The organism is Paraburkholderia sp. RL18-085-BIA-A (assembly GCF_046027075.1).
Lineage (GTDB): Bacteria > Pseudomonadota > Gammaproteobacteria > Burkholderiales > Burkholderiaceae > Paraburkholderia.
Genome location: NZ_JARESU010000005.1, coordinates 122,017 through 143,362 on the forward strand (window position 1 = coordinate 122,017; position 21,346 = coordinate 143,362).

Annotated in this window: 22 protein-coding genes; 20 read left to right on the forward strand and 2 right to left on the reverse strand. The window is 63.1% G+C overall.

Going from position 1 to position 21,346, the window contains the following annotated elements:
- The first annotated feature begins 128 nt into the window (after nt 1–128).
- The 20 genes from plsX (at nt 129) to nagZ (ending at nt 19,204) form a co-directional block, all read left to right on the forward strand.
- Entirely contained in the window at nt 129–1,235 is a 1,107-nt protein-coding gene (gene plsX / locus P0D89_RS05385) for a phosphate acyltransferase PlsX (RefSeq protein ID WP_408357130.1), read from the forward strand.
- A complete protein-coding gene (locus tag P0D89_RS05390) occupies nt 1,235–2,224 on the forward strand; it encodes a beta-ketoacyl-ACP synthase III (RefSeq protein ID WP_408357128.1) in 990 nt (329 codons plus the stop codon). Before plsX ends, P0D89_RS05390 begins: the two co-directional genes overlap by 1 nt.
- Before the next feature lie 104 nt (nt 2,225–2,328).
- Complete coding sequence (gene fabD / locus P0D89_RS05395) at nt 2,329–3,264, forward strand: ACP S-malonyltransferase (RefSeq protein WP_408357126.1); 936 nt, start codon at nt 2,329–2,331, stop codon at nt 3,262–3,264.
- A gap of 117 nt (nt 3,265–3,381) precedes the next feature.
- Nucleotides 3,382–4,128, forward strand: coding sequence for a 3-oxoacyl-ACP reductase FabG (fabG, locus tag P0D89_RS05400; protein ID WP_408357124.1), 747 nt, complete (start codon nt 3,382–3,384; stop codon nt 4,126–4,128).
- Between the two features lie 154 nt (nt 4,129–4,282).
- The gene (gene acpP, locus P0D89_RS05405) at nt 4,283–4,522 is read left to right on the forward strand and encodes an acyl carrier protein (RefSeq protein ID WP_004197638.1); all 240 of its coding nucleotides are present in this window, start codon (nt 4,283–4,285) and stop codon (nt 4,520–4,522) included.
- Between the two features lie 219 nt (nt 4,523–4,741).
- Nucleotides 4,742–5,980, forward strand: coding sequence for a beta-ketoacyl-ACP synthase II (fabF, locus tag P0D89_RS05410; protein ID WP_408357122.1), 1,239 nt, complete (start codon nt 4,742–4,744; stop codon nt 5,978–5,980).
- Between the two features lie 14 nt (nt 5,981–5,994).
- Nucleotides 5,995–6,480: a protein YgfX gene (locus P0D89_RS05415; protein ID WP_408357120.1), complete on the forward strand. Its 486-nt coding sequence runs from the start codon at nt 5,995–5,997 to the stop codon at nt 6,478–6,480.
- A gap of 101 nt (nt 6,481–6,581) precedes the next feature.
- A complete protein-coding gene (rpoE, locus tag P0D89_RS05420; protein ID WP_006051939.1) occupies nt 6,582–7,181 on the forward strand; it encodes an RNA polymerase sigma factor RpoE in 600 nt (199 codons plus the stop codon).
- A gap of 83 nt (nt 7,182–7,264) precedes the next feature.
- Nucleotides 7,265–7,894 carry a sigma-E factor negative regulatory protein gene (locus P0D89_RS05425; RefSeq protein WP_408357118.1) on the forward strand — a complete coding sequence of 210 codons (630 nt, stop codon included), beginning with the start codon at nt 7,265–7,267 and terminating at the stop codon, nt 7,892–7,894.
- Nucleotides 7,895–7,898: 4 nt separating this feature from the next.
- A complete protein-coding gene (locus P0D89_RS05430; RefSeq protein ID WP_408357116.1) occupies nt 7,899–8,942 on the forward strand; it encodes a MucB/RseB C-terminal domain-containing protein in 1,044 nt (347 codons plus the stop codon).
- A gap of 35 nt (nt 8,943–8,977) precedes the next feature.
- Nucleotides 8,978–10,489 (forward strand): DegQ family serine endoprotease, encoded by a 1,512-nt coding sequence (locus P0D89_RS05435; protein WP_408357114.1) that lies wholly within the window; start codon nt 8,978–8,980, stop codon nt 10,487–10,489.
- Nucleotides 10,486–10,749 carry a glutaredoxin family protein gene (locus P0D89_RS05440; protein ID WP_408357112.1) on the forward strand — a complete coding sequence of 88 codons (264 nt, stop codon included), beginning with the start codon at nt 10,486–10,488 and terminating at the stop codon, nt 10,747–10,749. The genes P0D89_RS05435 and P0D89_RS05440 overlap by 4 nt, the downstream gene beginning before the upstream one ends.
- Before the next feature lie 203 nt (nt 10,750–10,952).
- A complete protein-coding gene (gene lepA / locus P0D89_RS05445; protein WP_408357110.1) occupies nt 10,953–12,746 on the forward strand; it encodes a translation elongation factor 4 in 1,794 nt (597 codons plus the stop codon).
- Nucleotides 12,747–12,764: 18 nt separating this feature from the next.
- Nucleotides 12,765–13,658, forward strand: coding sequence for a signal peptidase I (gene lepB, locus P0D89_RS05450; protein ID WP_408357108.1), 894 nt, complete (start codon nt 12,765–12,767; stop codon nt 13,656–13,658).
- 174 nt (nt 13,659–13,832) lie between these two features.
- Entirely contained in the window at nt 13,833–15,038 is a 1,206-nt protein-coding gene (gene rnc / locus P0D89_RS05455; RefSeq protein ID WP_408357106.1) for a ribonuclease III, read from the forward strand.
- 54 nt (nt 15,039–15,092) lie between these two features.
- Nucleotides 15,093–15,992, forward strand: a complete 900-nt coding sequence (gene era, locus P0D89_RS05460) for a GTPase Era (protein WP_408357104.1) — start codon at nt 15,093–15,095, stop codon at nt 15,990–15,992.
- A complete protein-coding gene (gene recO, locus P0D89_RS05465) occupies nt 15,979–16,896 on the forward strand; it encodes a DNA repair protein RecO (RefSeq protein WP_408357102.1) in 918 nt (305 codons plus the stop codon). Before era ends, recO begins: the two co-directional genes overlap by 14 nt.
- Nucleotides 16,893–17,657, forward strand: coding sequence for a pyridoxine 5'-phosphate synthase (gene pdxJ / locus P0D89_RS05470; RefSeq protein WP_408357101.1), 765 nt, complete (start codon nt 16,893–16,895; stop codon nt 17,655–17,657). The genes recO and pdxJ overlap by 4 nt, the downstream gene beginning before the upstream one ends.
- 16 nt (nt 17,658–17,673) lie before the next feature.
- Nucleotides 17,674–18,105 carry a holo-ACP synthase gene (gene acpS / locus P0D89_RS05475; RefSeq protein WP_408357099.1) on the forward strand — a complete coding sequence of 144 codons (432 nt, stop codon included), beginning with the start codon at nt 17,674–17,676 and terminating at the stop codon, nt 18,103–18,105.
- 70 nt (nt 18,106–18,175) lie between these two features.
- Nucleotides 18,176–19,204 carry a beta-N-acetylhexosaminidase gene (nagZ, locus tag P0D89_RS05480; RefSeq protein WP_408357097.1) on the forward strand — a complete coding sequence of 343 codons (1,029 nt, stop codon included), beginning with the start codon at nt 18,176–18,178 and terminating at the stop codon, nt 19,202–19,204.
- Between the two features lie 112 nt (nt 19,205–19,316).
- Here the strand turns inward: nagZ and P0D89_RS05485 are convergent, their stop codons facing one another.
- The gene (locus P0D89_RS05485) at nt 19,317–20,711 is read right to left on the reverse strand and encodes a sigma-54-dependent transcriptional regulator (protein ID WP_408357095.1); all 1,395 of its coding nucleotides are present in this window, start codon (nt 20,709–20,711) and stop codon (nt 19,317–19,319) included.
- A 331-nt stretch (nt 20,712–21,042) separates the two neighbouring features.
- Complete coding sequence (locus tag P0D89_RS05490) at nt 21,043–21,249, reverse strand: CsbD family protein (RefSeq protein ID WP_408226153.1); 207 nt, start codon at nt 21,247–21,249, stop codon at nt 21,043–21,045.
- Nucleotides 21,250–21,346: the final 97 nt, after the last annotated feature.

Here is a 21,346-nt window from a genome sequence, read left to right on the forward strand (position 1 = left end):
GCTCGCTTGACATTTTCCCGGCTCGGCAAAAAGGCGGCATTCAACTGCCGCTTTTTTGTGTCGATCGCAGATGGCGCTTTAGCGCTTACTGCGATCCCATGCAGGGCGCCTGAAATTCGTCGCACTCCATGACAGTAAAGCTCACGATAGATTGCATGGGAGGCGACCACGGCCCGTCCGTGACCGTTCCCGCTGCCGTCAACTTCGTTCGTTCGCATCCCGACGCGCAGCTGATGCTCGTCGGCATTGAAAGTGCGATTCGTGCGCAGCTGAAGAAGTTGAAGGCTCAGGACCTGCCGGCGCTGACCGTTGTGCCCGCCTCCGAGATCGTCGCAATGGACGATCCGGTCGAGGTCGCGCTGCGCAAGAAAAAAGATTCGTCGATGCGCGTGGCGTTGAACCGCGTCAAGGAAGGCGGGGCGCAAGCCTGCATTTCCGCCGGCAACACCGGTGCGCTGATGGCGGTCTCGCGCTATGTGCTGAAGACGCTGTCGGGCATCGAACGCCCGGCCATCGCGTCGGCGCTGCCCAACCCCAATGGCTACACGATGATGCTCGACCTGGGCGCCAACGTCGACTGCGAGCCGCAGCATCTGCTGCAGTTCGCGGAGATGGGGCACGCGCTCGTGTCCGCGCTCGAAGGCCGCGAGCGGCCCACAATCGGGCTGCTCAACATCGGCGAAGAAGTCATCAAGGGCAATGACACCATCAAACGCGCCGGCGAACTGCTGCGCGCGAGTACACTTAACTTTCACGGCAACGTCGAAGGTAACGATATCTTCAAGGGCACGGTCGACGTGATCGTCTGCGACGGGTTCGTCGGCAACGTCGCGCTGAAGACGTCGGAAGGTCTTGCGCAGATGCTGTCCAACATCATCAAGGAAGAGTTCGGCCGTTCATGGCTCACCAAGGTGATGGCGGTGCTCGCGTTGCCGGTATTGATGCGTTTCAAGAAGCGCGTCGATCACCGGCAGTACAACGGCGCCGCGCTGCTCGGTCTGCGCGGGCTGGTGATCAAAAGCCACGGTTCCGCGGACGCCTACGGGTTTGAGTGGGCTATCAAACGCGGGTATGATGCCGTCAAAAACGGCGTGCTGGAGCGCCTTGCGCGAGCAATGGAAGAGAACGCGGGTTCTCTCGAACAGGCGGCGCGCGACGCAAGCGGTGCGGGTCACGCAAGCCCGATCGCAGGCCAGCCGGCCGAGCCCTACGCTGCGCAATCCTCGAAGGCATAATGGCTCAATCCACAATTTATTCCCGCGTGCTCGGTACCGGCAGCTATCTGCCGCCTCAGCGCGTCACCAATCAGGATCTGGCTGAACGTCTCGCCAGGCAAGGCGTCGAGACGAGCGACGAATGGATCGTGGCGCGCACGGGCATCCACGCGCGCCACTTCGCCGAGCCGGATGTCACGACCAGCGACCTGTCATTGATCGCGGCGCAGCGCGCGATCGAAGCGGCGGATATCGACCCGCAATCCATCGATCTGATCATCGTCGCGACCTCCACGCCGGACTTCGTGTTTCCGAGCACCGCATGCCTGTTGCAGAACAAGCTCGGCATCAGGAACCACGGCGCCGCGTTCGACGTGCAGGCCGTCTGTTCCGGATTCGCCTATGCGGTCGCGACGGCGGACAGCTTCATCCGCAGCGGCCAGCATCGCACGGCGCTCGTGATCGGCGCGGAAACCTTCTCGCGCATTCTCGACTTCAACGACCGCACCACCTGCGTGCTGTTCGGCGACGGCGCCGGCGCGGTGATCCTGCAGGCGTCCGAAGAACCGGGTGTGCTCGCGAGCGCATTGCACGCGGACGGCAGCCATTCGAACATTCTCTGCACGCCGGGCAACGTGAACGGCGGCGTGGTGGCCGGCAGCGCGTTCCTGCATATGGACGGGCAGGCGGTGTTCAAGCTCGCCGTCAACGTGCTCGAAAAAGTCGCGATCGAGGCGCTCGAAAAAGCCAATCTGAAAGCGGAGCAGATCGACTGGCTGATTCCGCATCAGGCCAACATCCGCATCATGCAAAGCACCTGCCGCAAGCTCGGCTTGCCGCAGGAACGCATGGTCGTCACGGTGGGCGAGCACGGCAATACGTCGGCTGCGTCCATTCCGCTCGCATTCGACGTCGCGGTGCGCGACGGCCGCATCAAGAGCGGCCAGAACGTGCTGATCGAAGGCGTCGGCGGCGGTTTCACCTGGGGCGCGTCGGTTATCCGCTACTGATAGCGGCGACGCATCGAGAGGCGCTGCTCGGCAGCGCCCGCGCGCTGGCGTCCTGTCGACGCCGCGCGCCACCCACATCTGACTAAACCGATTTTGGGGACGATATGAAATTTGCGTTCGTTTTTCCTGGGCAGGGCTCGCAGTCGGTCGGCATGCTCAACGCATTCGCCGATCACGCGATCGTGCGCGAGACGGTTCAGGAAGCGTCCGACGCGCTCAATCAGGATCTCGGCAAGCTGATCGCCGAAGGCCCCGTCGAAGATCTGAACCTCACCACCAATACCCAGCCGGTCATGCTGACCGCGGCCTATGCGATCTATCGCGCGTGGCAGCAGGCGGGCGGCCCGAAGCCGGCGATCGTCGCAGGCCATAGCCTCGGCGAATACACCGCGCTGGTCGCGGCCGGTGCGCTCGCGTTTCGCGATGCCGTGCCGCTCGTGCGTTTTCGCGCGCAAGCGATGCAGACGGCAGTGCCGGTCGGTGAAGGCGGCATGGCCGCGATTCTCGGCCTCGACGACGACACGGTGCGCGCGGTCTGCGCGGAAGCTTCGGTGGCGGGTGTCGTCGAAGCGGTGAATTTCAATGCGCCGGCGCAAGTCGTAATCGCCGGCCACAAGGCCGCGGTCGAAAAGGCGTGCGAGGTTGCCAAGGCAAAGGGCGCCAAGCGCGCGTTGCCGCTGCCGGTGTCGGCGCCGTTCCACTCGTCGCTGCTCAAGCCTGCGTCGGATCAACTGCGCGAGTATCTGGCGAGCGTCGACGTGCAGGTGCCGGCGATTCCGGTCATCAACAACGTCGACGTCGCCGTGGTCAACGAGCCGGCCAGGATCAAGGATGCGCTGGTGCGCCAGGCGGCCGGCGCGGTGCGCTGGGTCGAAAGCGTGCAGGCGATGGCCGCGCAAGGCGTCACGCACGTGATCGAGTGCGGTCCGGGCAAGGTCCTTGCGGGTCTGACGAGGCGCATCGACGGCAACCTGGCCGGCGCGTCGGTGCTCGATCCGGCGTCGCTCGAAGAAACGCTGAAGCTCGTGAGGGCAGGCTGAAGCCTCGTCGTACCGCCAGCGCCACAAGACCGGCGCTAAACGGTCGTCCCACGCAACGGCACTCACGCAACGGCATCAGGAATCAATCAGCCCTCCGCAGGGCATTCGGACTGACAGATGGAAAAGACTCTCGACAAGCAGATCGCAATCGTGACCGGCGCTTCGCGCGGCATCGGCCGTGCGATCGCGATGGAACTGGCGCGCCAGGGCGCGACGGTGATCGGCACCGCGACCAGCGAAAGCGGCGCCACGGCGATCACCGAAGCGTTTAACGCAGCCGGCGTAAGCGGCCGCGGCGCGGTACTCAACGTGAACGACGCGGCTGCGGCAGACGCGCTGATCGACGGCACGGTGAAGGAATTTGGCGCGCTGCACGTGCTGGTGAACAACGCCGGCATCACTCAAGACCAGCTCGCCATGCGCATGAAGGACGACGAATGGGATGCGGTGATCGACACCAATCTCAGGTCGGTGTTCCGTCTGTCGCGCGCGGTTCTGCGTCCGATGATGAAGGCGCGCGGCGGCCGCATCATCAACATCACGTCGGTGGTCGGCTCGTCGGGCAATCCCGGCCAGGCGAACTACGCCGCGGCCAAAGCAGGCGTCGCGGGCATGACGCGCGCGCTCGCGCGCGAGATTGGTAGCCGTGGCATCACCGTGAATTGTGTTGCGCCGGGCTTTATTGATACCGACATGACCAAGGGCTTGCCGGAAGAGCAGCAGACCGCGCTCAAAACGCAGATTCCGCTAGGCCGTCTCGGCAGCCCTGAAGATATCGCGCATGCCGTCGCGTTCCTCGCATCGCCGCAAGCGGGTTATATCACCGGCACGACGCTGCATGTGAACGGCGGAATGTACATGTAGTAACCAAATTCGGTTACTATCCGCGCCTTGACGTGTTTGCAAAAGCGTAAGGCGCATGCCTTGACAGGAACCCGATGCGCTGCTTTTTTGCCGGGTCAAACCTGATAAAATGCGCGCACCTGTATTTTTGAACTTCTTTTCCCTTGGAGGGGTAATGGACAATATCGAACAGCGCGTCAAGAAGATCGTCGCAGAACAACTGGGCGTTGCAGAAGCTGAAATCAAGAACGAAGCTTCGTTCGTGAACGACCTCGGCGCCGACTCGCTCGACACCGTTGAGCTCGTGATGGCCCTCGAAGACGAATTCGGCATGGAAATTCCGGATGAAGAAGCCGAGAAGATCACCACCGTTCAGCAAGCGATCGACTACGCTCGCGCGAACGTCAAGGCCTAAGGTCATTCGCGCCTGCGTTTCTGCGCTGGCGGCGTATGACGCCCTGTCGTGTCGGTTGCCGACGCCAGCAGGGTTGGCGCTTTTTGCCGTGCAGGAGCAAGCGATGTTGACAGCGCAACTTTTCGCGCGATTGCCGACTTAACAGCCACAGGGCGCACAGGGCAGATTCCTGTGGCCGCTGTGGCTTTTGCTTTTGTCATCTATGAAAAAGGGGTTACCGTGAGCCGCCGTCGTGTTGTTGTTACAGGCCTGGGGCTGATTTCGCCTGTTGGCAATAATGTTGCCGACGGCTGGGCCAATCTGGTCGCCGGCAAGTCGGGTATTGCCAATATCACGAAGTTCGATGCGTCGAACTTCTCGACTCGTTTCGCCGGCGAGGTGAAGGGCTTCAATATCGAGGACTACATCCCCGGTAAGGAAGCGCGCCACATGGATACGTTCATCCATTACGGCGTGGCCGCAGGCATCCAGGCGATGCAGGACAGCGGTCTCGAAGTCACCGATGAGAATTCGGAGCGCATCGGCGTCGTGGTCGGTTCGGGCATCGGTGGTTTGCCGATGATCGAAGTGACGCAAACCGAGCTGCTCAATCGTGGTCCGCGCCGTATTTCGCCGTTCTTCGTGCCGGCGTCGATCATCAACATGATCTCCGGCCATCTGTCGATCAAGTTCGGCATCAAGGGTCCGAATCTCGCCATCGTCACTGCCTGTACCACGGGTCTGCATTGCATCGGCGAGGCTTCGCGCCTGATCGAATACGGCGACGCCGACGTGATGGTCGCGGGCGGAGCGGAATCCACCGTGTCGCCGCTCGGTATCGGCGGTTTTGCGGCGGCGCGCGCGCTGTCGCAACGCAACGACGATCCGGCCACCGCGAGCCGTCCGTGGGACAAGGATCGCGACGGTTTCGTGCTGGGCGAAGGCGCCGGCGTGATGGTGCTCGAAGAGTACGAACATGCGAAGGCGCGCGGCGCGAAGATTTATGCCGAAGTCGGCGGCTATGGGATGAGCGGCGACGCCTATCACATGACCGCACCGCTGGAAGACGGCGACGGCGCACGCCGCTGCATGCTGGCCGCGTTGAAGAACGCGGGCATCAATGGTGATCAGGTGAATTACCTGAACGCGCACGGCACGTCCACGCCGCTCGGCGACCTGGCGGAAACGACCGGCATCAAACGCGCTTTCGGCGATCACGCGAAAGACATGGTCGTGAACTCGACCAAGTCGATGACGGGTCACTTGTTGGGCGGCGCGGGCGGTCTGGAGTCGGTGTTCACCGTGCTGGCCGTGCATCATCAGGTGTCGCCGCCGACCATCAACATCTTCAATCAGGATCCGGCCTGCGATCTCGATTACTGCGCGAACACCGCGCGGGAGATGAAGATCGACGTCGCGCTGAAGAACTCGTTCGGGTTCGGCGGCACGAACGGCACGCTGGTCTTCAAGCGCGCCTGATCGCCTGATAGCGGGTGACGCGCCAGTCGACGACGCCGGCTTTGCCGGCGTTCCACCTTCAGCCGGAAACGTCCGAAAGAGCGACGCAGCGAATCGCGCTGCGTCGCTCTTTCGCCATGCGTGCCGCGTTGGAGATCTTCGTGCTGACTGCGACGTCGGCCGTTTATGCCTGTTTCGCGTCGCACCTGGGCAAGTGGCAGGCGCTTCCGTTGACACTCGCCGTGGCCGCGTCGCTGATGCTTTGCGCGAGGCGGTACGGGCGTGCGCAGCCGGCCGCGCTGAGGATCGGGCGGGACGAGCTGTCCGTATGGGGTCAAGCCGGCACCCTGCTGATGCAGGGGCATATCACCGGTTGTTCGCAATGGAGCGGCCGCTTGCTTATTCTCGCGCTCCAGCCGGAAGCGGGGCGTGCGCGCACCTTGCTGCTTGCCGCCGACGCGCTTCCCGCGCCCGTTTTCCGGCAACTGTCGGTCCTGGGCCGACGCGCCGCCGGGGCCTGACTGTAACGACTGTAACCGCTGTTACCGGAGTAACGTGCCCCAATGTTGAGGACGCTACAATGGTGCCCCGCCATGCGCCCTATAGTTAACGGATTTATCAGGTGAGCGAAAAAGAAATTGATCAGGTGCTGGTCGAACGCGTCCAGAAGGGCGACAAGGCCGCGTTCGAGCTTCTGGTCTCCAAGTACCACCGCAAGATTCTCCGGCTGATCTCGCGCCTTGTGCGCGACCCCGCCGAGGTGGAAGATGTCGCGCAGGACGCCTTCATCAAGGCCTACCGGGCGTTGCCGCAATTTCGCGGGGAATCGGCGTTTTATACATGGTTGTACCGAATTGCGGTCAATACGGCAAAGAATTACCTTGCCACCCAAGGCCGGCGCGCGCCGACCTCGACCGAAGCAGATGCTGAAGAAGCTGAAACTTTCTCCGATGCCGACCAACTAAGGGATATCAACACGCCTGAGTCGATGTTGATGAGCAAGCAGATCGCTGAGACGGTCAATGCTGCGATGGCGGTTTTACCCGAAGAGCTGCGCACCGCCATTACTCTTCGTGAAATTGAAGGTTTGAGTTACGAGGAAATCGCTGAGATGATGGGCTGCCCAATCGGCACCGTCAGATCACGAATTTTCCGCGCTCGCGAAGCCATTGCGGCAAAATTGCGTCCGTTGCTTGACACACCTGAAGGCAAGCGCTGGTAAATACCCAGCCGGCCCACCGGGGCACGGGTGCAATATCTGGATTAGTGGTGTCACTACGGGGTATTCGTAAGATGGGGAGCATCATGGGGTCGGTCTCGATGCAATCGCAAGACAGTTCGCGCGGCGAACGTGTGTCCGCTTTTGTCGACGGTGAGCTGTTCGGCGAAGAGCATCTGAATCTGGACAAGTTTCTTTCCGGGCTGGACGGTGAAGATCGTGCCGCGTGGGCGCGCTATCACCTGATCGGCGACGCGTTGCGTTCCGACGACCTCGCGGTCAGCGCTGCAACGAGCAGCGCATTCATGAGCGGTCTCGCCGCGCGCCTGGAAAACGAGCCGCACATGCTCGCGCCCGCCGCGATACCGGTTGCGCGGCGCTTGCTCGCGCTACGGCGTCGCGTGGTGCCGGCTTTTGCCGTCGCTGCCGCTGCTGCTACGTTGACGTGGATCGTCGTGCCGCAACTGCAAGGCGTGCCGGGTGGTCCGGCCGCGCAGATCGCATCGCTCCAGACGCGTGGCGATGCGGTACAGCGCGTCGCAATGGCGTCGGTGCCGCTGGCAACAGCCCAGCCTATCGCGCAGGACGCGAACATCATCCGCGACGCAAGTCTCGATCAATATCTGGAAGCTCACCAGCAATTCGCGCAACAACCGGTCATGGCGGGCTCGATGCCGGTGATTCGCGCTGCCTCTGTCTCTACGCAAGGCCAATAGTTTGATGCAGACTCTGCGGTTGAATAAAACGACTATCTGGGGGCGGCTGCCGGCATTTCTGTTCTGCGCAGCCGTATTGTTGTCCGCTACGCCGCGGGTCTTTGCACAAACTGCCGATCCGCTCGTCGCCCGTCGCACGGCCGCGGATCTGCTCGATCGCATCCATCAGGCTGCCCAGCAGCAGAACTACGAGGGCGCGTTCGTCTATCAGCGCGGCAATTTCGTTCAGACGTCCCGGATCGCGCACTACTCGACCCGTACGGACGGTGAATTCGAACAGCTCGAAAGCCTCGACGGCAAGCCGCGCAAAATGCTGCGTCATAACGACGACCTCTACACGTTCGTGCCGGAGCGGCGCCTGCTGGTGCTGGAGAAGCGTCAGAATAAAGACGCGTTCCCGGCGCTGCTGGCCGTGAGCGGCGAGCAGGTCCTGTCCGTCTATGAACCCAAACTGCTCGGCGACGACCGTGTCGCGGGCGTCGACAGCCAGGTGATCGAGCTCGATCCGAAAGACGCCTATCGGTTTGCCTATAAGCTTTGGGCCGACAAGAAGACCGGCTTGCTGCTACGCGCGCAGACGCTCGATCCGAGCGGCCAGGTGCTCGAACAGTTGTCGTTTTCGCAGATCAGCATCGGCGTGCCGGTCGACAAAGCGGGCATCGTCAACGGCATCCGTAATACGGCAGGGTGGACCGTCGTGCGTCCGCCGGTCGAGCCGGTCGACATGGCCGCGCAAGGCTGGCAGATCGCGCCGACAGTGCCGGGCTTTCGCATGATTCGGCAACTGCGCCGGCCGATGGCTGCGCGCGAAGCGGGCCAACCGACCATTCCGGTGGACCAGGCGGTGTTCTCCGACGGCCTCGCAGCCATTTCGGTTTTCGTCGAGCCGGTCGAGAACAACACGCGCAAGGAGGGCTCGGGTAGCAGCGGCGCCACGCACGTGCTCGTCAAGCGGCGGGGCGACTTCTGGATTACCCTGCTTGGTGAAGTGCCCCAGACCACGTTGCAGCAATTCGCGTCTGCCATAGAATACAAAGCTCCGAAGTAACCCTCCGAATCCTGAATCCCTCGGCTTGCTAAGATATGACGACTCTCTCGGTGCGCAAATTCCTCGCGGCCGCGCTGGTAGCGGCGTGTTTGCCGCTCGCGCCGCACATGGCGTCGGCGGCCCCCGCCGCCAATCTGCCCGATTTCACTGATCTGGTCGACAAGGTCGGCCCGGCGGTCGTCAACATTCGCACGACTACGCGCGTTTCGAACAGCGGCGCCCGCGGCGGCCTGCCACCGGGTATGGACGACGGCGACATGTCGGAGTTTTTCCGCCGCTTCTTCGGCATTCCGTTGCCGCAGTCGCCGCAATCACCCGGTTCGCCGCGTGGCGGCGACAACGGCGGCGGCAGCGGTGGCAGCCAGGATGCGCCGGATAGCAACGATCCTGAACAAAACAGCGGTGTTGGCTCGGGCTTCATCATCTCGGCGGACGGTTACGTAATGACCAACGCGCACGTCATCGACGACGCTGACACGATCTACGTCACGTTGACCGACAAGCGCGAATTCAAGGCGAAGCTGATTGGCGTGGACGACCGGACCGACGTCGCGGTCGTGAAGATCAACGCCGCCAATCTGCCGACCATCACGATCGGCGATTCGAACAAGGTGCGCGTGGGCGAATGGGTGGTCGCGATCGGCTCGCCGTTCGGTCTCGAGAATACGGTCACGGCCGGCATCGTCAGCGCGAAGGGGCGTGATACCGGTGATTATCTGCCGTTCATCCAGACCGACGTGGCCGTCAATCCGGGCAACTCGGGCGGTCCGCTGATCAACATGCAGGGCGAGGTGATCGGCATCAACTCGCAGATCTACAGCCGCACGGGCGGTTTCATGGGCATCTCGTTCGCGATTCCGATCGACGAGGCCATGCGTGTGGCCGATCAGTTGAAGAGTTCCGGCAAGGTGGTGCGTGGCCGGATCGCGGTGGCGATCGGCGAAGTCACCAAAGACGTCGCCGACTCGCTCGGTCTGCCGAAGGCGCAGGGCGCGCTGGTCAGCAGCGTCGAACCGGGCGGTCCGGCGGACAAGGCCGGCGTGCAGCCGGGCGACATCATCCTGAAGTTCAACGGCCACTCGGTCGACACGGCAACCGACTTGCCGCGCATGGTCGGCGACACGAAGCCGGGCACCAAGTCGACGATCACCATCTGGCGGAAGGGGCAAACGCACGATCTGCCAGTGACGATCGCCGAAATGCAGCCGGACAAGACCACCAAGGCGGATCAGAAGAAGCCGCAGCCGCCGAAGCAGCGCGCGACGAATGTGCTGGGCCTCGCTGTCAGCGACATCCCCGCCGATCAGCTGAAGGCGTTGAAGCTTCACAACGGCGTGCAGGTCGACGCGGCGGACGGTCCGGCGGCGCGTGTCGGGCTGCAAAAGGGCGACATCATTCTGCGCGTGGGCGATACGGACGTCTCGAGCGCGAAGCAGTTCGACGAGCTGACCTCGCATCTCGACTCGACGAAGATGGTTGCGCTGCTGGTTCGTCGCGGTGAGAACACGCAGTTCGTGCCGGTCCGCCCGCGCAGCATGCAGAAATGACGAGGGCGGCGCCGCTCACGCTCTATGGGCGCGCGTGGTGCCACCTCTGTGAAGACATGCGCGCCGCGCTGGCGCCGTTGCTGGCCGAATTCGGCGCGCAGGTCGACGTGGTCGACGTCGACGCCGACCCGCTGCTGGAAGCCCGTTACAACGAGCTGGTGCCGGTTCTGGTCTGCGACGGCGTCGAGTTGTGCCACTATCACCTCGACGTAGCGCGGGTCCGTGCCGCGTTAGCCTCACGTGTCGAGGCGGCCTCCTGAGATTAACCGGGACTTCGAGCAGCGCGCCAAACGGGCGCTGTCCACCCCGGGTTTCACGCCTCTCCCAAGCCGTCTTTTCTCCCGGCCCTCGCAAGATGCGCCGGGCGATAGCCTTTTCGGCTAAAATAGATAGGTTTTTCACCTACTTACAAGGCGTGCTCCGCTATTGTCCGAGCGCGCCTTTTTTGCTTGATCGGCACTGAATGGATCATATTCGTAACTTCTCGATCATTGCGCACATCGACCATGGCAAGTCGACGCTCGCCGATCGCATCATCCAGATCTGCGGTGGCTTGTCCGACCGCGAGATGGAAGCCCAGGTGCTCGACTCGATGGATCTCGAGCGCGAGCGCGGCATCACCATCAAGGCACAAACCGCCGCTCTGACGTATCGCGCCCGCGACGGGCAGGTCTACAACCTGAACATGATCGACACGCCGGGCCACGTCGACTTCTCGTATGAAGTCAGCCGTTCGCTGTCCGCGTGCGAAGGCGCGCTGCTAGTTGTCGACGCGAGTCAGGGCGTGGAGGCGCAAACCGTCGCCAACTGCTACACGGCGATCGAGCTCGGCGTCGACGTCATTCCAGTGCTCAACAAGATCGATCTGCCGGCGGCGAATCCCGAGAACGCGATCGCCGAAATCGAAGACGTGATCGGCATCGACGCGACCGATGCAACGCATTGCAGCGCGAAAACCGGCTTGGGCGTTGAAGACGTGCTCGAGGCGCTGATCGCGAAAGTGCCGCCGCCGAAGGGCGATCCGGAAGCGCCGCTGCAGGCGCTGATCATCGACTCGTGGTTCGACAACTACGTCGGTGTCGTGATGCTGGTGCGTATCGTCAACGGCACGCTGCGTCCGAAGGACAAGATCCGCATGATGGCGACCGGCGCGCAGTATCCGGTCGAGCACGTCGGCGTGTTCACGCCGAAGTCGAAGAATCTCGAATCGTTGTCGGCGGGGCAGGTGGGCTTCATCATCGCCGGCATCAAGGAGCTGGCCGCCGCCAAGGTGGGCGACACCGTCACGCTGGTGAACCGTCCGGCTGCCGAACCGCTGCCCGGCTTCAAGGAAGTGAAGCCGCAGGTGTTCGCCGGTCTCTATCCGATCGAAGCGAACCAGTACGACGCGCTGCGCGACTCGCTCGAAAAGCTCAAGCTGAACGACGCGTCGCTGCAATACGAGCCGGAAGTTTCGCAGGCGCTCGGTTTCGGTTTCCGTTGCGGGTTCCTCGGTCTGCTGCATATGGAGATCGTGCAGGAACGTCTCGAACGCGAGTTCGACATGGACCTGATCACCACGGCGCCGACCGTGGTCTACGAAGTCCTGCAGCGCGACGGCACGACCATCATGGTCGAGAATCCGGCCAAGATGCCGGAGCCGTCGAAGATCGAAGAAGTGCGCGAGCCGATCGTCACTGTGAACCTGTACATGCCGCAAGACTACGTCGGCTCAGTGATTACACTGTGTACGCAAAAGCGCGGCGCGCAGATCAACATGCAGTATCACGGCCGCCAGGTGCAACTTACGTATGAAATCCCGATGGGCGAAGTGGTGCTCGACTTCTTCGACCGTCTGAAGTCGATTTCGCGCGGCTATGCGTCGATGGATTACGAGTTCAAGGAATATCGCGCGTCGGATGTCGTGAAGGTCGACATGCTGATCAACGGCGACAAGGTCGATGCGCTGTCGGTCATTGTGCACCGTTCGCAAAGCCAGTATCGCGGCCGCGAAGTGGCCGCGAAAATGCGCGAACTGATTCCGCGCCAGATGTACGACGTGGCGATTCAGGCCACCATCGGTTCGAACATTATTGCGCGCGAGAACATTAAAGCATTGCGTAAGAACGTGCTGGCAAAATGCTACGGCGGTGACATTTCGCGTAAGAAGAAATTGCTGGAAAAGCAAAAGGCAGGCAAGAAGCGAATGAAGCAGGTGGGCTCGGTCGAGATTCCGCAAGAGGCTTTCCTCGCGATTCTGCGTGTCGAAGACAAATAAGTTGAATAACGGAACTCTATGAATTTTGCGCTGATTCTTTTTGTGCTCGTCATTTTGACGGGCGTCGCATGGGTCGCGGACAAACTGGTTTTCCTGCCGAAACGGCGCCGCGCAGCGGAAGCCGCGGTTGCCGAATTCGACCGTCAGCAGGAGCGCATCGGCGAACGTTTCGCCGACGAAAACGCGGCGCAAACGCGCGCGCGCCTGCGTGACGACAAGCTGCGTCAACCGTGGTGGCTCGAATATTCGGCGAGCTTCTTTCCGGTGATTCTGGTGGTGTTCGTGGTGCGCTCGTTCGTGGTCGAGCCGTTCAAGATTCCTTCGGGTTCGATGGTGCCGACGCTGCTGGTGGGCGACTTCATCCTCGTCAATAAATTCGAATACGGCATCCGTTTGCCGATCACCAATACGAAGATCACCGAAGGCCGCACGCCCGCGCGTGGCGACGTGGTGGTGTTCCGTTACCCGAAAGACGAATCGGTCGACTACATCAAGCGCGTGATCGGTCTGCCGGGCGACGTGATCGAGTATCAGGACAAGAAGCTCACCATCAACGGCAAGCCGGTGCCGGAAGCACCGCTGCCCGATTATCTCGACGAAGAGCGCCTCGGTTACGCGAAGCAGTTCGAGGAAGATATCGACGGCCGCAAGAACGCGATTCTGAACAATCCCGCCGTGCCGCCGTTCATCGTCGGCGCCGAAGATTTTCCGTATCGGGACAACTGTACGTACAACGCGCGCGGCGTTATCTGCAAGGTGCCGCCGGGTAACTACTTCATGATGGGCGACAACCGTGATAACAGCGCGGATAGCCGTTACTGGGGTTTTGCGCCGGACAGGAATATCGTCGGCCGCGCATTTTTTATCTGGATGAACTTCAGCGATCTCAAACGCATCGGCTCATTCCACTGAGTTCGTCCGCGTCGATCGCCCACCACGCCGCGCAGTTGACCACGCTTCGGTCACATCAGTCGCGGCGTGTTGTCACGCTACTTTAAGAACCCGCGGTAACGTCGCTTCACCACGCTTTTTCCGCAGGCCGACCCGCGTTTTCGCCGGGTCAGGCGCCCGCGTTATACTCTGCCCATGCCCCTATCTCCGTTGGAAAGCCGTTTGCGCTACGAATTTCGCAATGCGGAATTGTTGCGCCAGGCTTTAACGCACCGTAGTCATAGTTCCACGCATAACGAACGGCTCGAGTTTCTCGGCGACTCCGTTCTGAATTGCGCGGTGGCTGCGCTTTTGTTCCAACGTTTCGGCAAGCTGGACGAGGGCGATCTGTCGCGCGTCCGCGCGAATCTGGTGAAACAGCAGTCACTGTACGAAATCGCTCAGGCCCTCAATATCTCGGAAGGCTTGCGGCTCGGCGAAGGCGAGTTGCGCAGCGGCGGCTTCCGCCGGCCGTCCATCCTCGCTGACACGCTTGAAGCAGTGCTCGGTGCAGTATTCCTCGACGGCGGCTTCGACGCCGCCCAGACGGTCATTAAACGCCTCTACGTGCCGATTCTCGATCACATCGATCCGCGCACACTCGGCAAGGACGCCAAGACGCTGCTGCAGGAGTATCTGCAGGGGCACAAGATCGCACTGCCCACCTACACGGTCGTCGCGACGCATGGTGCGGCGCACAATCAGCAATTTGAAGTCGAATGCACGGTGCCGAAACTGGACGTGAAGGTGTCCGGTTCCGGCGCGAGCCGCCGCGCGGCCGAGCAGGCCGCCGCCAAGAAGGCACTCGACGAAGTGATGGCCGCGGCGCCCGCGGTCGTCGCGAAGTCCAAGCGCTCGAAGGGCGCTCGCGCGGCGAAAAACGCCGAGCCGGAGATTGTGCCCGGCGTTACCGGTGTGCAGGCAGCGCTGGATTTGCGTAGCCCCGAGCGCAAGCACGAACGCGGCACGGCGCGCGGCGAGCCGCGCGCGGCCGCAGCGGCGGAGTCGGCAACTGAAAAGCTCGCAGCCGAGCGCGCCGCGTTGACCGCTAGCGCTGCGCCGCTGGCCGTGATTCGCGCCGCACACGTCGAATACAGCGGGCAGGACAAAGCCGAGCGCGCCGAGAAGACCGAGAAATCGGCTGCGGACAAGCCGACCGCTCACGCAAGCGATAAATCCGCCGACAAACCGGCCGAAGCCAAAACCGAAGCCGCGCCGCTGCGCACCGCAGACCGCCAGCGCAGCCGCGAAGCGACGCCCGGTGCAGCCGGCGTAGTCACGCCGGGCGTTCCGGCGCCCACCGAACACGAACCCGGCGTAGCCGACGCGGTGCAAACGCGCGTCGCCGATGCGGGCCATTGATTGCCATCGGCGCGCTATTTCCGCGTGCCGATCTGAACTTGCCGTAGCCCGAACATGAACGCTCCCACTCCCACTGGTTTCCGCTGCGGCATGGTCGCGATCGTCGGCCGCCCCAACGTCGGCAAATCCACGCTGATGAACGCGCTGGTCGGCCAGAAAGTCAGCATCACGTCCCGCAAGGCGCAGACCACGCGCCATCGCATCACCGGCATTCACACGCTGGAGGACGCGCAGTACATTTTCGTCGACACGCCGGGCTTTCAGACCAAGCACAGCGGCGCGCTGAACCGTTCGCTCAATCGCGCGGTCACGTCTACGCTGACTTCGGTCGACGCGATCCTGTTCGTGATCGAAGCCGGCCGCTTCGGCGCCGACGACCAGAAAGTACTCGACCTGATCCCGCCGTCGGTGCCGACGCTGCTGATCGCGAACAAACTCGACCGCGTGTCGGACAAGGACTCGCTGTTCCCGTTCATGCAGCAGGTCAGCGCGCTGCGCCAGTTCAACGAGATCGTGCCGCTGTCGGCCAAGCATCCCGACGACATCAAACGTTTGATGGCGACCGTCAAGCCGTTTTTGCCGGAAGGCGCGCCGATCTACGGCGAAGACGACCTGACTGATCGCAGCGAGCGCTTCCTCGCCGCGGAAATCCTGCGCGAAAAAGTGTTCCGCTGGACCGGCGACGAACTGCCGTACACGAGCACCGTGCTGATCGACAAGTTCGAAACCGAAGGACGCCTGCGCCGAATTTTCGCGACCATCATGGTCGATCGCGATACGCACAAGGCGATGATCATCGGGCAGAAGGGAGCGAAGCTGAAGCAGATCAGCACCGAAGCGCGCCTCGACATGGAAAGGCTCTTCGACGGACCGGTCTATCTGGAAACCTTCATCAAGGTGAAGAGCGGCTGGGCCGACAACGAAGCCGGACTCCGTGCGTATGGGTACGAATGACGCGTGGATGACGCTGAATTCCGACGCCGCGCCGGACGAGCCGCAGCCGGCCGCGCCGGCGCGCGAGCCGTCCAAACCGGCGCGTAGCGCCAAAAAATCCTCCAGTAAAAGTGCTGCAGGCGGCGCTGAAGGTGCCGAAGGCGAGCCGCGTAAAACACCGGTGCGCCGCGCGCCGCGCACCTCCGTTTCCGAATACCGGATAGCGGAGCAACCGGCTTTCGTTCTGCATAGCTATCCGTATCGCGAGACCAGTCTGATCATCGACGTGCTGTCGCGCGATCACGGCCGTCTCGCGCTCGTCGCGAAGGGCGCGAAGCGTCCGCACTCCGCGTTGCGCGGCGTGTTGCAGACCTTCCAGCCGCTTGCGCTGTCGTGGTCGGGCAAGTCCGAAGTGCGCACGCTGACCGGCGCCGAATGGGTCGGCGGCATGCTGCCGCTGACCGGCGGCGCGTTGCTCTGCGGCTTCTACGTCAACGAGCTGCTGGTCAAGTTCTGCGCGCGCGAAGATCCGCATCCGCAACTGTTCCATCACTACGTCGTCACGATGACGCGTCTCGCCCACGACGAGCCGCCGGTGCAGGTGTTGCGTTCGTTCGAACGCGTGCTGCTGCGCGAAACCGGCTACGCGATGGCGCTTGATCGCACGGTCGCGCGCAAAGCGGTGCTGCCCGAAGGGCGCTATGTATTCGATCCCGAGCGCGGCGTGCGCGAAGCATCCGACGACTGGCCCGCGCAATGGCCGGTGGTCGCGGGACAAACCTTGCTCGACATGGAACAGGACGATTACCATCGAGCGCAGACCGTGGCGCAAAGCAAAACGCTGATGCGCTTTCTGCTCAACACTTACCTTGGCGGCACGCCGCTCGCGACGCGCCAGATCCTGATCGACTTGCAGAACTTATGAGCTTCTTTCTTACGTCTCCGACTGTGATTGACCTGGGCGTGAACATCGATCACGTCGCTACGCTGCGCAACGCGCGCGGCACGTCTTACCCCGACCCGATCCGCGCGGCGCTGATGGCCGAAGAGGCCGGCGCGGATGTGATCACGCTGCATCTGCGCGAAGACCGCCGCCATATCGTCGACGCCGACGTGCGCACGCTGCGCCCCCTCCTGAAGACGCGCATGAACCTCGAATGCGCGGTCACGCAGGAGATGCTCGACATTGCCTGCGAAGTGCAGCCGCACGATGTTTGCCTCGTGCCGGAAAAGCGCCAGGAGCTGACTACCGAAGGCGGCCTCGATGTGGCCGGCCAGTTCGAAGCGGTGCGCGCCGCATGCAAACAGCTCGGCGATGCGAGCTCGCGTGTGTCGCTCTTCATCGATCCGGACGAGACGCAGATTCGCGCGGCGCATGAAGCCGGCGCGCCGGTGATCGAACTGCACACGGGCCGTTACGCGGAAGCGCGCGATACCGCCGAACAGCAGCGCGAATACGAGCGTGTGGTGCGCGCGGTCGAATTCGGCATGACGCTCGGCATCAAGGTCAACGCGGGCCACGGGCTGCACTACACGAACGTGCAGCAGATTGCGGCGATCGACGGGATCGTCGAGCTGAACATCGGTCATGCGATCGTCGCGCACGCGATCTTCGCCGGCTGGGACAACGCGGTGCGCGAGATGAAGGCGATCATGGTCGCCGCGCGTCTCGGCGCGCGCGCGTAATACGGCGGCCTCGCGCATGGCGATCTACGGCATCGGCACCGACATCGTTCAGGTCAGCCGCGTGGCCGCGGTGATGACGCGCACCGGCGGCCGTTTCGCGGAGAAGGTGCTCGGCCCCGACGAGCTGCGCATCTATCACGCGCGCCAGGCCCGCTCGGCGGCGCGCGGCCTCGCGTTCCTCGCCACGCGGTTCTCGGCGAAAGAAGCGTTTTCGAAAGCGATCGGCCTCGGCATGCACTGGCCGATGACCTGGCGCGCGCTGCAAACGCTCAATAAGCCGAGTGGCGAGCCGATGGTAGTGGCGTCCGGCGAACTGGCCGACTGGCTCGACGCGCGCGGCATCACGGCGCGCGTCACGATCAGCGACGAGCGCGATTACGCGGTGTCGTTCGTGATCGCGGAGACGGCGCAAGCGGGCGCAACGGACGCGCCGACCACAGCCGGATAAAAAACACATTGAGCGCGGTCCATGCCGGCCGCGCGTTCCTTTGCCCCACGCCTTTTTCTTGCGGAATTCGATGAAAACCACTCCCGGACCGGTGATGCTCGATGTGGTCGGCAAAACGCTGAACGACGCCGACCGACGCCGCCTTGCCCATCCGATGACCGGTGGCGTGATCCTGTTCGCGCGCCACTACGAGAGCCGCGCGCAGCTGATCGCGCTGACCGAATCGATCCGCGCGGTGCGCAAGGATTTGCTGATCGCCGTCGATCACGAGGGCGGGCGCGTGCAGCGCTTTCGCACCGACGGCTTCACGGTGCTGCCGGCCATGGGCAAGCTCGGTGCGCTATGGGACAGCGATGTGCTGCACGCCACCAAGGTGACGACCGCGGTCGGCTATATCCTCGCGGCGGAGTTGCGCGCGTGCGGCATCGACATGAGTTTCACGCCGGTGCTCGACCTGAACTACGGGCAGTCGCAGGTGATCGGCGACCGCGCGTTCCATCGCGACCCGCGCGTGGTGACGCTGCTCGCGAAGAGCCTGAACCACGGTCTCACGCTGGCCGGCATGAGCAATTGCGGCAAGCACTTTCCGGGGCACGGCTTCGCGCACGCGGACTCGCACGTCGCGATGCCCGTCGACGACCGATCGCTCGACGAAATCCTGCGCGACGACGTGGCGCCGTACGACTGGCTCGGCTTGTCGCTAGGCTCGGTGATTCCCGCGCACGTGATCTATCCGCAAGTCGATTCGATGCCGGCGGGGTTCTCGCGGATCTGGCTGCAGGACATCCTGCGCAAGAAGCTGCGCTTCGAAGGCGCGATTTTCAGCGACGACCTGTCGATGGAAGCCGCGCGCCAGGGCGGGACGCTGACCGAAGGCGCCACCGCCGCGCTGCAGGCCGGTTGCGACATGGTGCTGATCTGCAATCAGCCGGACGAAGCGGAGAAGGTGCTGCATGCGCTGCGCTTCACGCCGTCGAAGGCGTCGCGGCGACGCATCAAGCGGATGCAGCCGCGCGGCAAGGCGTTGAAGTGGAGCAAGCTGGTCGCCGACCCGCAGTATCTGGAGGCGCAGGCGTTGCTGCGCAGCGCGTTCGCATAGGGTGCCGAGGTCGGGCAAATATTGCGAGCGGCCCGAGTGAAAAAACGGCGCCTTGATTCGATCAAGTCGCCGTTTTTTTGTGGGCTTCGGTCGGTGAGCTGATCGACCAAACTCAGTTTAACCGCATGCGTTGCAGCTTGTTGTACAGCGTCTTGGGACTGATCCCCAGCAGCGACGCCGCCCGGTGCCGCGTGCCGCCGACCGCATCGAGCGTCGCGCGAATCAGCATTTCCTCGACATCCGCGAGCGGCGTGCCGACCGTGACCTGCACGCGGCTGCCATCCAAATCGCGGCCGTTCGCCGACGCAGCCTCGTCGGCGCGCAACGACTCCAGGACGTCGCCCGACGCTTGATACGCGCGCCGCACGCGGTCCTGCAACTCGCGCACGTTGCCCGGCCATTCGTACGCAAGACACTCGCGCAGGAAGTTCGGACCAATCTGCTTGGCAACCTCGGACGTGCCGCGCACAGCCGCCTCGCGAGTCACATCGTGATTCAATTCGTCAACCACGGCCTGCGCGATCAGCGCCGGATCGTCGCCGCGTTCGCGCAACGGTGGCAGCATCACCGCGGCCGCTTCGAGACGCAACGCGAGATCCTGATTCAGGCTGCCGTCGGCTACCGCCGCGCGCGCGGACTTGCGGGTCGACGCGATCAGCCGGAAGTCCGTCGCGACCTGATTCGTGCCGCCGACCCGCATGAACGTCTGCGAGTCGAGTGCGCGCAACAGCGCTTCCTGTTGCGTACGCGGCAAGTCGGCGATTTCGTCGATGAACAGCGTGCCGCCGCTCGCCTGCTCGAACAGGCCCGGCTCGCGCTGCTCGGCGCCGCCGAACGCGCCGCGTTCGTGACCGAACAGCAAACTGTCGAGCGAACGATGCGTGCCGACGCTGCCCGCGCCGCGGCAGTCGAACGTGACGAACGGACCCTTGCGGCGCCGGCTCATATCGTGCAGCGTGCGCGCCGCGACCTGCTTGCCGGTGCCGGCTTCACCGGAAATCAGCACGGCGGCTTCGGTTGGCGCGATATGTTCGATCGTGTCGTACACGTGCTGGATCGCGCCGCTGCGGCCGAGCATCGAGCCGAAGCGTCCGAGTTGCCGCAGCGACGCGCGCAGCGTCTGAACTTCCTCGGTCAGTTCGTACGGACGCGGAATGCGTGCGAGCAGACTGCGCAAACGCGGGATGTTGACCGGCTTGAGCAGGTAGTCCCAGATACCGTGCCGCAATCCCTCGATGGCGCTCTCGACCGTGGCATTGCCGGTCATCACGATCACGGGCAACGCGCCGCCTGGCGGATGCGCGGGCAGATGCTGCAACAGGTCGAGCCCGCTGCCGTCCGGCAGATTCAGGTCGACCAGCACGACATCGGGAATGAAGCGCGTCAGCGCCGCCCGGGCCTCGGCAATCGTGGTCGCGGTGTCGACGGAGAAACCGTCGGCGGCGAGGATCGCGGACAGGCCGGAGAGGCTATTGGGATCGTCTTCAACAATCAGGGCGTGTGGCATGGCGAGCGCAATTTTAGATGGATGGATACCCGCTGCGCCGCTACTACCTCGGCTGGCGCGCGAAACGGGCGCGATGGCTGGCCGGTACGATCGCTCGGATGCCGCGCCACAAGGTCGGCGCATGCCATCCCGGGGCGCCAGCGGCGGCCTGGTTGGCATGGACGTAACACCTGGCCAAAAACAAGCCGGGCGGGGCGGTCGGCGATTCGATTCACGTAGTTCTGGTCCCTTGGCTTTACTGTGACGCGCCCACTGCGCGCCGTTTCATGACGACAACTCATCACGGCCACGGCGCGCGGGCCAGGCGCCTGTAGTTCTTGCATCCGGGCTGTCAGAAATCCCGGTTGCTGTCGAAAAACCGGCGCACTTCGAGTTCCGCCTGTTCGCGGGTTTTTCCGTAGCGTTCCTGGATCAGGCCGGCAAGTTTGTCGGCGCGTCCCTCGGCCTTGGTTAGTTCGTCGTCCGTCAGTTCGCCCCATGCGGTTTTTGCCTTGCCGATCATCTGTTTCCACTTGCCTTCAGCAATGTCGTTATTCATGGTGCATCTCCCGAGTTGAGGAAAATAAGCCGTACTAGCCTATCTTCGATCAGAGCATGGAATGTGCCACGGACATTTGCTTAGACTTATCAACGGT

What these genes read in the sequence shown, in the direction of transcription:
- plsX (WP_408357130.1), top strand. Translation starts at nt 129, where the DNA reads ATGACAGTAAAGCTCACGATAGATTGCATGGGAGGCGACCACGGCCCG.
- P0D89_RS05390 (WP_408357128.1), top strand. Translation starts at nt 1,235, where the DNA reads ATGGCTCAATCCACAATTTATTCCCGCGTGCTCGGTACCGGCAGCTAT.
- fabD (WP_408357126.1), top strand. Translation starts at nt 2,329, where the DNA reads ATGAAATTTGCGTTCGTTTTTCCTGGGCAGGGCTCGCAGTCGGTCGGC.
- fabG (WP_408357124.1), top strand. Translation starts at nt 3,382, where the DNA reads ATGGAAAAGACTCTCGACAAGCAGATCGCAATCGTGACCGGCGCTTCG.
- acpP (WP_004197638.1), top strand. Translation starts at nt 4,283, where the DNA reads ATGGACAATATCGAACAGCGCGTCAAGAAGATCGTCGCAGAACAACTG.
- P0D89_RS05425 (WP_408357118.1), top strand. Translation starts at nt 7,265, where the DNA reads ATGGGGTCGGTCTCGATGCAATCGCAAGACAGTTCGCGCGGCGAACGT.
- P0D89_RS05430 (WP_408357116.1), top strand. Translation starts at nt 7,899, where the DNA reads ATGCAGACTCTGCGGTTGAATAAAACGACTATCTGGGGGCGGCTGCCG.
- P0D89_RS05435 (WP_408357114.1), top strand. Translation starts at nt 8,978, where the DNA reads ATGACGACTCTCTCGGTGCGCAAATTCCTCGCGGCCGCGCTGGTAGCG.
- P0D89_RS05440 (WP_408357112.1), top strand. Translation starts at nt 10,486, where the DNA reads ATGACGAGGGCGGCGCCGCTCACGCTCTATGGGCGCGCGTGGTGCCAC.
- lepA (WP_408357110.1), top strand. Translation starts at nt 10,953, where the DNA reads ATGGATCATATTCGTAACTTCTCGATCATTGCGCACATCGACCATGGC.
- lepB (WP_408357108.1), top strand. Translation starts at nt 12,765, where the DNA reads ATGAATTTTGCGCTGATTCTTTTTGTGCTCGTCATTTTGACGGGCGTC.
- rnc (WP_408357106.1), top strand. Translation starts at nt 13,833, where the DNA reads ATGCCCCTATCTCCGTTGGAAAGCCGTTTGCGCTACGAATTTCGCAAT.
- era (WP_408357104.1), top strand. Translation starts at nt 15,093, where the DNA reads ATGAACGCTCCCACTCCCACTGGTTTCCGCTGCGGCATGGTCGCGATC.
- recO (WP_408357102.1), top strand. Translation starts at nt 15,979, where the DNA reads ATGGGTACGAATGACGCGTGGATGACGCTGAATTCCGACGCCGCGCCG.
- pdxJ (WP_408357101.1), top strand. Translation starts at nt 16,893, where the DNA reads ATGAGCTTCTTTCTTACGTCTCCGACTGTGATTGACCTGGGCGTGAAC.
- acpS (WP_408357099.1), top strand. Translation starts at nt 17,674, where the DNA reads ATGGCGATCTACGGCATCGGCACCGACATCGTTCAGGTCAGCCGCGTG.
- nagZ (WP_408357097.1), top strand. Translation starts at nt 18,176, where the DNA reads ATGAAAACCACTCCCGGACCGGTGATGCTCGATGTGGTCGGCAAAACG.
- P0D89_RS05485 (WP_408357095.1), bottom strand. Translation starts at nt 20,711, where the DNA reads ATGCCACACGCCCTGATTGTTGAAGACGATCCCAATAGCCTCTCCGGC.
- P0D89_RS05490 (WP_408226153.1), bottom strand. Translation starts at nt 21,249, where the DNA reads ATGAATAACGACATTGCTGAAGGCAAGTGGAAACAGATGATCGGCAAG.